The 10,675-nt window shown below is 42.7% G+C and carries 4 protein-coding genes; all 4 read right to left on the reverse strand.

The genetic code is table 11. From position 1 onward, the window contains the following. Window positions 1-272: 272 nt before the first annotated feature. The gene (locus ACZFYI_RS09200; RefSeq protein WP_462523830.1) at window positions 273-7,733 is read right to left on the reverse strand and encodes a S8 family serine peptidase; all 7,461 of its coding nucleotides are present in this window, start codon (window positions 7,731-7,733) and stop codon (window positions 273-275) included. 92 nt (window positions 7,734-7,825) lie between these two features. Then, entirely contained in the window at window positions 7,826-7,996 is a 171-nt protein-coding gene (locus ACZFYI_RS09205; protein ID WP_462523831.1) for a hypothetical protein, read from the reverse strand. Between the two features lie 232 nt (window positions 7,997-8,228). Next, complete coding sequence (locus ACZFYI_RS09210; protein ID WP_462523832.1) at window positions 8,229-9,851, reverse strand: tetratricopeptide repeat protein; 1,623 nt, start codon at window positions 9,849-9,851, stop codon at window positions 8,229-8,231. 269 nt (window positions 9,852-10,120) lie between these two features. Further along, window positions 10,121-10,675: hypothetical protein (locus ACZFYI_RS09215; protein WP_462523833.1), on the reverse strand; the 555-nt coding region annotated here is incomplete at its 5' end.

Genomic DNA, 10,675 nt, shown 5'->3' on the forward strand with positions numbered 1-10,675 from the left:
AACTTTTGATAAATTCAGTTCTTCGAGTTTTTCAGAGAACTCATAGACCTAAGCCCTTGAAAATTCCGGTTTTCAAGGGCTTCTTATTTTTGGATAATTTGGTCAATACCTTCAGCTACAATTTCAAGCAAAAAAAGCCCCCGATAATTCGGGGGCATTTTTACCAAATTGAACTTAAACTATTTTAGATATAATCAGCCAGGCCATTAGACCTGTTGGGTGAATCAAACAACTGTTCTGATAGCTGACCAAGGTTTTTAGAGTCCATTTTATTATTCTTTTACAATTCTTCTCATGCTCTTTCCTCTCCTATCTGTCACTTCCAGGAGGTATACGCCTGTAGGCAAAGCGCTCAGATCAACCACTGTATCTTGAGTTGGGTCACATTCTTCTTTGCTTACCAAAGGCACTCCCAAACTATTGACCAATCTCAGTGAATAGGTATTGCTGACCTCTCCTTTTACATTGACCCGGATTATTCCTGAGGTTGGGTTTGGATAGGCTGTGATGCTGAAGAGTACATCAAGGTCTTCAAGCCCACTGATCAGATCGACTTTGACAGTCATGTCGATTTTTCTCACCGCCCCAAACTTATCAGTAAGTGTAAAGGTCATGACGGCCTCTCCATTTTCACCCGTTTTGATGATGAATTTGGAGGAGGAAGCAAATACCGACAGCACAGCTTCATTGCTACTGCTTACCGTATAAGTGAATTCATCTCCATCAGGGTCTGCAAAATAAGCAGCTAGTTCATGTTCAGTAAGAATACCCGGCTTGAAGACCGCAAATGCGTCACTTGCACCGATGTAAGCAGGCGCCTGATTGGTGTGAAGTACCTCTACAGGAATAATCAATTCGCGCTTGGCGCCATGTTCATCTGTGGCGGTGAGCTTGTATTGATACATGCCCTCATCTCCATAATTCGGCTTGAAAATCAGCTTGAGGGAATCAGCCCTAAATGTGGAGCTTGCAAACTGACGGCCTATTGCGGCATCGAGGGTGATGGCATTTTTCTCCGGATCCACCACTTGAATCGTCACTGTAGCGGAATCATTCTCGGCTATGACAATGGAAGTTGGCGCACTCATAAAATATGGGGCTTCGTTCATGTGCAATGTCAGGGGAACACGTACCGTAGATTTGTCAGGATCATTGGATGCAATGACAATATGAGCCATTTGATCACCTTCTTTGGCAAAAGTCCCATCGACACTTACTTCCACTTTACCGGATTCACCTTTGGCCAAAATGCCTTCCTGAACGGATTTGATTTCAAGCCACGAGAAATTCGCTGCTTCCATTTCACCGGCAAACATCAGCCAACCTATATTGGACATGCTTCCTTCCTGTACTTCATACCACTCACCTTCATTCAGGTAAGCATATCTTCCTGGTACATTTTCAGCGTCTGTGATGGTTCCTTGTGGGAATTGATTGCCAAAAGGATGTGTGACGATCACGTAGAAGTTTTCATTCGGATAGATTCCTACAGCTTTATCTAATGCTATTTGATACCAATCCCCAACTTCATCAGAACCGTTTCCGGTAATTGTCAAGCTTCCTTTTGTCAGAAGTTTGGCATTGGCGATAGAACTTCCTCCTGCACGGATTTCTACCTCAATCTCTGCTGATGCTAAGGTTTCCATTCTGAGGAAAGTCTCCACATGAGATAGGTTGAAGCCTTCAGGACCTGCATTGTATTTGGTACTGAGGGTAAACGGCGCCGCTCCTCCGGTTCCGATAAATGTGTCCGGAGTTTGCTTGTCTGTATGCGAAATGGTCCTGTTATAGTCAGCATCATTTCTAGCCAAAGAGGAGTTTTCGGCTGTAGGGGAAGAAGCCAAAGTAATGGCAGGTGTAGAAGACTTATCCGCCAATTTTTCATAGCTCGCGCCTGTTGCCTCAGCTTCTCTTTGGTAATCAATGCTTACCTGATAGTTGAGATTTGACTTTCCTTCTGTATTGTCAAAAGGGATTTCCCTAAGCTCCGTTTGGATGGTATTCATAGAGACAAATATGGAATCGGCTACCACTTTGATTTTGGCAGGCTCGAAGGCAGTACCGGTGAGTACAAACCTCTTTTCGCCCAAGCTTGTGCTCAAAATCACTTCATCAGCATAATCCCCCTCCATGGAAGGTTCAAAGACAGCTCTTGCCATCAGCTTGTCACCCGGCTTGATGGTATATGTAGGCCAAAACCAGATTTCATTGATCCTTGTCCATTCCGGACCCCAGAATCCATTGACCAACATCATCAGGTTGAGTGGTCCTGTACCGTCAGCCAAAGAAGCATAACTGATGTCAAATGGTGCTGCGCCATCATTTTCAATCACCACGTCTATGGTGTTGGCTATTGGGTAAATCGATTCAAAGCCGACCAACTTGCTGCCAAAATTCACAGAATCTGCCATCAAAATGTTGGCATCACCTGTCACGGTCAATTCGACCTGTTTTTCCAGTAATTCTGAGTTTGGCGCATTGGAGTGGATCTTGAGTGCTTGTGAATAAACCCCACCATAAATATTGGTGGCATCCAGGGAAATGTTTCCTGAGAGGGTTGATCCCGGCGCAATGGTATAGCGTCTGGAAGGTACGATGACATAAGCCAATCCCGAACCATGGTCCAATGACTGGTATTGGGAAATCGCTATCCCGTCAGAGCTGTTTCTCTGCAGGCCAATGGTAGAAGCTTGGGACGTAAAGTCCGCACCACCGTCTTCTCTCTTGTACTGAAACTTCATGCTACCATCTTTGTAGAAGATGATTTGTGCAGAAACAGGGTCACCCATTCCTCCAAAATTGTTTACAAAGGTGCTCCAGGTGATGATGATTTTGTCATCAGAGAATTGGTAGAAAATCCCGATATCTTCTTTGGGATGTGCAAAATCCGTAAAGCTGCTGAAGGTCCAATAAGGCATGATTCTAGGATCGGAGTGGTTATTGGATGGAATGTAATCCGTGAATAAATCCGGAAGGGGATCTTCTCCAAAAGAGATTATACCATTATCTCCTACCTTGAAAGACTCATACTTCTGACCATAAAACTCCACTGGGAAAGGAAGCTCAAGCTCTCTCCAGAATGTATTATCAAAGTCCTCATAATCTATAAAGCTCATTTGAGTGCCTGTTTTGCGGATTTCTTCCCATTGGTAAAAGTCACCGTTATTGTACTTTTCATAGGTATAAGTAAAATCCGGAAGGCCATTGCTCGGTGCAGTAGGTGAATTGAAACTCAACCAATTTCCACCACCCACCGGAGCAACCTGTAAAGGAGCTTTTCCTGTATTTTCAATGGAGAATGGAATTTCTGCCTTTTCGCCAAAAGCCAAAGTATGGGAAACAGGACTCAAATCAACTTTGATCGCAGGTGCATCCACAATAGCCGCCGTCACATAAATGGTATCTTGGGCTCCATCTGCATAACTGATCAAAAGCCAGTCTTCCAATTCTGCCAAGGCTGCTGTAGGCACTTCAATGCTGTAATTCTTAAACAAGCCCGGCTTGATCACTGTAGGCTGATCTCCTGTCAATCCAAATTCAGAACCTGTGAATTGCATGGCTGTAATATCCAAACTTGCAGTTCCCGGATTTTTGATGGTAAAAGGAAAACTGCGGACAGCCCCTTGGAAAATATTTCCAAATTTCACGGTATCAGCCGAAACTTCAGGCTTGGCCACGCCTCCGGCAGTGATTTCCAATTGGACTAGCGCATTCTTTTGTCTTTGATCAGGATCATTGTTGATGATGCTGACATACCTGTTGACGATGCCCTCGGATAAGGGGCTCGTGTTCATTTTGATCTCCACTTCCCGCGATGTGCCCGGCATAAGAAGGCCCGACCCATTGACAATATCGGTGATAATGGCAGGGCCCGGATAATCCAATCCCATAGCAAGTCCGCTGTATAAACTGATAGGTTTATCCCAAGAATTGATCAAAACCCCATCACTTTGCCCCATGTCTTCAATGAGAATGGTCAAGAACTGCTTGTTATAATCAGGAGTACTGAGGTCTTCATAATAGAAGCGAATGTCTCCGTTGGCAAACAATACCATTTGGGCAATGATGTTTTCACCTTCTGTCCATCCATCCCAAACGTTGTGGTATTGGACAATGACCCTATCAGATTCTACTTTGTAGAAAATCTCCCCTTTTGTCAAATAGTTAAAGTGGCTTCCAAGGATAGAAATAAATCCTTTTGGACTCCAAGGGTTGTTGGGAATTGGGACGTTTACTGCCCGCACACTGTTATCAAAAACCGTAAAACCTTTTTTGGAGACATATAGGATCTGCATGTATTCCCCATAGTATGGAAACTGAAAACCCATGTCCACAGGCACATAGCTTGCATCATCAAAGAAAGTCTTGGTGATATTGATTCCTGTTCCGGAAATGTCCTGGAAATCATAATTGATTGGATTGGCTTCGGTAGGATTGTTGGACCTCAGGGTGTAGCCATAGTTGTGGTAATCAGATGGCCAGTTTTCGCTGATTCCGTTTGTGTCATAACCCGGAATGAAATATTTCAATGGGAATACCCCTTTGTTTTCGATCGTGACTTTAGCGGTCACTTCGTCTCCAATAGTCAGGTTTTCCACTTTTTGGGTTTCGGGTGCGACGGATATTTTAGCTGTTTCTGCCCCTACGCCAAACAATGCAATCTCATAAGTCTGTGCACCATTGGTGACTGTCAGGATACCGTTGGTGTTTCCCGGTGCTGTCGGCTTAAAGGTCACTTTGACGATTCCTTCTTCACGGGCCTTGATTTGCCATGGCAGGTTCCAATCCAATTCAAATGCGGAAGAATTCGTGGTGATTACCGGGTCATTGAAATTACCGAATCCGATATTTTCCAAAACCACTTCAAAGCTTTTTGAATCGCCCATAAACACACTTCCATAATCCACTATATTGATATGCTTCAATTTTGGCTGATGTCCGCTTACTGTGAGGTTTACAGGAATCCTCAATTCTCTGTTGGCTGCATCATTGGATGTAATGATCAGGTTGGCTGCATAATCACCGTTGATAAGTGTCGAAGCGTCTGCTGTCAATGTCACAGCACTGTTTTCAAAACCGTTGACATCTCCTGATCCTGGTTCAAGGTTCAGGTAGGTTCCCAAATGCTCATTGTAGCTGCTTGCAGTCAATGACCAGGCAAATTCAGTCGCATCGAGCAGGTCGTTTAATGGCGCCCAAGTGGCTCCCAGATCAAAGGACATGAAGCAGTTTTCAGAGAAATTAGGCTGCGCTTCAAATCCGATTCCCAAGGGGAATTTATTTCCTGAAGGCACGTGGAATACAATCCAAAATGTACTTCCCGATTCAAAATAAATCTGTTCGTTGAGCTTGATGTAGGCAAAAGCCTCATTGTTGTCATAATTGCTATGCTCCTGGGAATAAATCAGGTTTTCCTTTTCAGGACTGTCTCCTTGATATATTTCCATGATTACAGGTCCTTTTACAGGATCATGCTTGAGGTACATCTTTACATCGGTGAGGTTAAATCCTTCCGGTTCATCGACTGTAAACTTTGCAGCAGCGGAGTTGGGCAAATTGATATCCGTATCGCCAATGATATTGGTTGGCCAATAGGCATAGTCTTTATCAACCGGAGTAAAGGCCATCGTGGTAATTTCATTGCTTCTCAGCTGAAGTTGGTTGCCCGGTACAATCTGCCTTCCGATATTTCCTTCCCTTGCGGTTTTGGTTCTGCCACTGATAGGATAATTGAGTCTGCCACTGCTGTAGGAAAGGGTTGTGTTGCGATGGCGCATCAGGTGATTCCATCTCAAGATACCGGCGGCTTCATTGGAAATAACAATATCATGGCTGGTAGAAGTACTGTTGGAGACATCCATGCTCAGGTTGATTTCCTGGCTTTCTGCATCAAGGCTGATTTTCGGACCTTCATTGGTAGTAGCATTGATCACTTGGGACAATTCAGAGATATTTCCCCACCTGTCAGTCGAAGTGATTGCAAAGTAATATTTGGTCAGACCCAAAAGTCCTGCTACCTCAAAAGTAACTGTACTGTCTGCAGCATATTTGTTGGGAATTGTGATTTTGGATGCTGTAGTCAGGTTTGCTGCCGTGATGCTGTCAGTATGAAAAAACATTTGGAATGAAGTTGGAACATCATCATCAGTATCCACAGGAACAGTCCAGGAAAGGTTGGCGAATTCCTGAGAAATACCATCTACACTCAGGTTGCCTATTTTCATCGGTGCTATTCCGAGGTCATTCCTAATGGCTAATTCAGCATCAATTGCTCCTGAACCCAATTTTCCGATGTAATCAGGATTTTGCTCATCTATATTTACCACCCCAGTCAGTAATTTCAACCGGAGTTCAGTATTTGTAAGTTGTTTTGTTCTATTAGCAAGTGCAAGGGCGGCGATCCCGGAGACATGTGGACATGCCATGGAAGTCCCATCCAGGTAGGCATATTTATCGCCGGGGATCGTACTGAGGACACCGTATTTTACACCATATTCTGAGTCTCCTCCCGGTGCTGCTATGTCCGTCCAGGTTCCAAAGTTTGAATAGGATGTTTTTTTCCACTCAGGGCCTAAGGCAGTAACTGCAATCGTACTGGAAAAATAGCCCGGATACCATTCTCCATCCCAATTGTAATTACCAGCTGCAAAAATCACAATTCCACCTTTCATAGGGCTACCGGGAAAATCTCCTGCTTCAGCAACGAAGTAATCTATGGCATCCAATACTGATTGGTCAAAACCTCCTGGATTGGTATATCCCCAACTATTTTGGGAGATAACAGCACCGTTGTCAGCAGCATATACATAAGACCGCTCGATAGAACCTGAGCCTCCAAGAATTTGTAGGGACATGATTTTGACACCGTTGCCTGTTCCATTTCCCCCTGCTACGCCGGCGACACCAATTCCATTATTATTGACAGCGGCAATCGTACCTGCCACGTGCGTTCCATGGTATTGGGCATCTATCTTTGAAGTGTTTTTGGCAAAATTATACCCATTGAGGTCATCTATATAGCCATTGTTATCATCATCGACTCCGGGCTGTCCATTAAGTTCTGCCTGATTTACCCAGATATTTTGCTTCAAATCTGCGTGGTTGACATCCACTCCTTCATCGTGGACAGCTACGATGATGTTATTTGAGCCTGTGGTTTTTTCCCAAGCTTCAAAAAGGTTGATATCTGCATCGCCTGTACCTGTTTGTAAGGCATTATTGTAATGCCATTGGTCCACCAAAAGGGGATCGTTAAATGGCAAAGCCGAAAATGAGCTCGCTCCAAGTGATTGTTGCCTTACAGCATAAGGCGCCAGAATCTTTTCATGCTCGACTTCAGCTAGGGCTACTTCTCCCAACTTTTTAAATTGACCTACGGCTGTCTTTGGATCTACGCTTTCGTCTATTTCTATGACATACCAAAGGTGAAGTCCATGTTTCCTCAATTTTTGCTCATTTTTGGCATCATAAGGGAACATACGGTACATGGTATGTGCCTGAACAGAATTGGCGGCGGCATCAAAAGAGGCCATCCCTGTTGTCAATCGGTTATTTCTTGCATTTACTTTGCTTTGGGGAAGTGGTGTGGTAGTGGTAGGTGTAAATTTCACCTTTACCATTCCTTTTTTGATGCCGTTGTCATATTGGGTTTGAGCAGTCACATTGACTGTACATACCAACATAAATACAGCAAACAACACTTTTCCAGTGCTCTTTAGTAGAGAATTATTCATAGTGCTTGGTTTGGGATGATTTAAACTTGGACTGTGGGAGGGTAATCATTTTTGTAAACGGTTATTGTGTCACAAATGCGACATGTATAATTTTATTTTCTTGGATTATTTTTTTTTGGATTGCAGGCACTTTGACCTGAACCCGGTTGATTGGCATTTTTTACTTTCATGGCATGTAGGAGCTTTGCAAAAGCGTCATTCTCAAGCTTTCGCTTTTTGATAAGTTGGTCTATCAATTCTTCATTTGGGCTCTTTTCTTCCATAAGGATCTTCCATTAATTTTGGAGCATAAAGAAAGTTTGGATTAGTTTGGCAAAAAATAATTTGACCTTGGAATAAACACTACCTGAGAAAAAGATACCTTAGAATAATTACTTAAAACAGTTAAAACAACCTTAACATCACCTTAGCAAAAAAATATAAATATTTGTATTTCAGTGTATTGAAAAAAATAGAAACAAATCTTCCCTAGAAAAAATAATCGCCTCTGGCCTCCTATAAATTAGCCAAATGGGATACCAAATTGGAATTCGTATTGGTCAGATTGAGCTTTTTTCGCAACCTTGCCCTTGCTACTTCCACACTTTTGATGCTTTGCTGACTTACTGCAGCAATTTCTTTGGAGCTCATATTCAGCCTAAGGAAGGCGCAGAGCTTTTCGTCTGCAGGAGAAAGGTCAGGATAAAGTTTGCGAAGCGTGGTATAAAACTCGCTGTGCACCTGATTGAACCGGAGTTCAAATTCCTTCCAGGTATCATTGTCAGCTTCTCGCTGTAGATCCAAAATAATCTCCTGAAATACTTTTTGGTTTTCAGGGAGTACCCGGCGCTGAAGTTTCAATAAGCGCTCAGCGACATTGTTGATCAATTCGTTTTTTCTGATCAGGTACATGACATTGGTGGTAAGCTCTTTATTCTTGATCTCCACGTCCAAAGAAAGGTTTTTTTGCTTCATTTCTGTTTGGCGGGCTTTGGATCTGACCACCAAGGTGATCAAAATCGCCAAAATCAAACCGAAGGACAGTGCTGCAATGGTCAGGAGGTATTTGAATCGGGATTGGCTTGCTTCCTCCGCACGGAGTTTTTCCTCTTTTTCAAAATCATATTGGAGCTGTATCCGGGTAATTTCCCGACTTGCCTGTTGGTTGATAATACTGTCGTTAAATTCTTTTGATTTGCGGTATGCAACCAGTGCGGCCTGAAAGTCTCCATTTGCTTCAGCAATTTCTGAAAGGCGGCCAAACGCAGAACTTTGAATGTCCAGAGAACCTATTTTTTCACCGATTTCGAGTGCCCTTTCGGCGTATTGTTTTCCTTTAGCATATTCCTTTTGCTGAAAGTGAAAATTACTCAGGATGACGAGAGACCTTGCCACTTCTCCCAAATCACCAATTTCTTCCCTGAAAGCTAGGCCCTTTGTCAAGTATTCCAATGCTTTATCGGGCTCATTCAATTCGTTGAAATACAGTTTCCCGATATTATTATAAGCGATACCCCGGGCTTTGAGTTTGGGAACCTGCAGGGCTAGGTCAAGTGCTTTTTCATAGTAAGTCAAAGCTGAATTGGGATCTCCCTTGGTTTGGTAAATGTTCCCGATATTGTTATAGATCGAGGGCAGGACCAATTTTTTGTTTTCGCTGTTTTTTGAAGCATTCAGGTACTCCTGAGCTTTAAAAAAACTTGCAAGCGCTTTGTCATATTCCCCCATCCTGTCATAGGCCGCACCGAGGTTGTTGTTGAGCGAAATGATGCCCGAAGTATCCTGAAGTTCTTCATAGGCTTTTAATACTGTGAAATAGTGGGTGGCTGCCAATTTGTATTGGCCTTGGCTGATGTTTATGTTTCCAATGCTCGTTTCAGCGGACAATTCCAAAATCCTGAGCTCTTTATCTTTTGCCAGTTCTTTGGCCTGCCTGGAATATTCCAATGCTTTCAGATAATCTGTGCCTTTGTAAAGATCAGAAAGCTGCATCAGGGTATTGAATCTGGCCGAGTCTGTATCTGACCGTTTGAGTGCCAACTGCAGGCTGTCTAGTTTGATGATATTTTGTGAAAAAGACTTGCCCCCGTGGAGGAAGATGACCAGGAAAAATAAAAATGAATATGCTAGCTTCTTCATAATAACCCATTCAGGTTTGGCACCCGTGAATTCAAGATTGCAACTTAATGCAAATCAAAGAAAGTAGCAACGGGTGGGTCAATGTCATTTAGTAAGACCAAGAAGCAGGTGGGGAGACGCAGGATTGAAAAAAGCACAATTTGAGAAGATGGTCAAAAATTTAGCTTAACCAAACATTAAAATCAGATAGCAGTTAAAAAAACCTCTCCTTTCATGTTCATAAAAAGGGAGGTTTTTTGTTTATCCGATAATTATAGGACCCATGAAAACTATTCTTCTCCTTTTCTATTGAAGAAATAATTCACACCAAGGGTTATTTGTCCCAAGTTAACCATGAAAGAATCCATTTGAGATATATTGTTCAGAGAATTGATTGAATATGACAATTCACCGATACCGGCATCAAATGCCCACTTATTTGAAGGCAAAAAAGTAAAAACAGGGCGGAAAGCGAGATGAAAACTTGTACTTGAAGTTTCCTCAGAAATAATTGATTCATTTTGCTTAACATTACCTATCAGTCCTTTTCCTTCGAGACTGAAAAGAAACACTTCAGATATCTTGAAAAATTTCCTCGCAAATACCCCTCCCAGGATACCACTGCTTTTAACTTCCTCAAATTGGTTATTGAAGTTTAAATAGGGTTGTGTATTGGTGAAAATTTCCAATTCCGGGCCTATCGCAAAGGATTCTGAAACAAAAAACCCAACATTGCTATTCAAATTGAAGAATGTATTTGGCTTTGAATTTTCTTGATCCGCCTGAATTTTAAAAGAGCTGTAAGACACTGTTCCTCCGACAAATTTTGTTCCTTTTGAAAACTG

It is taken from the genome of Aquiflexum sp. (genome assembly GCF_977115555.1).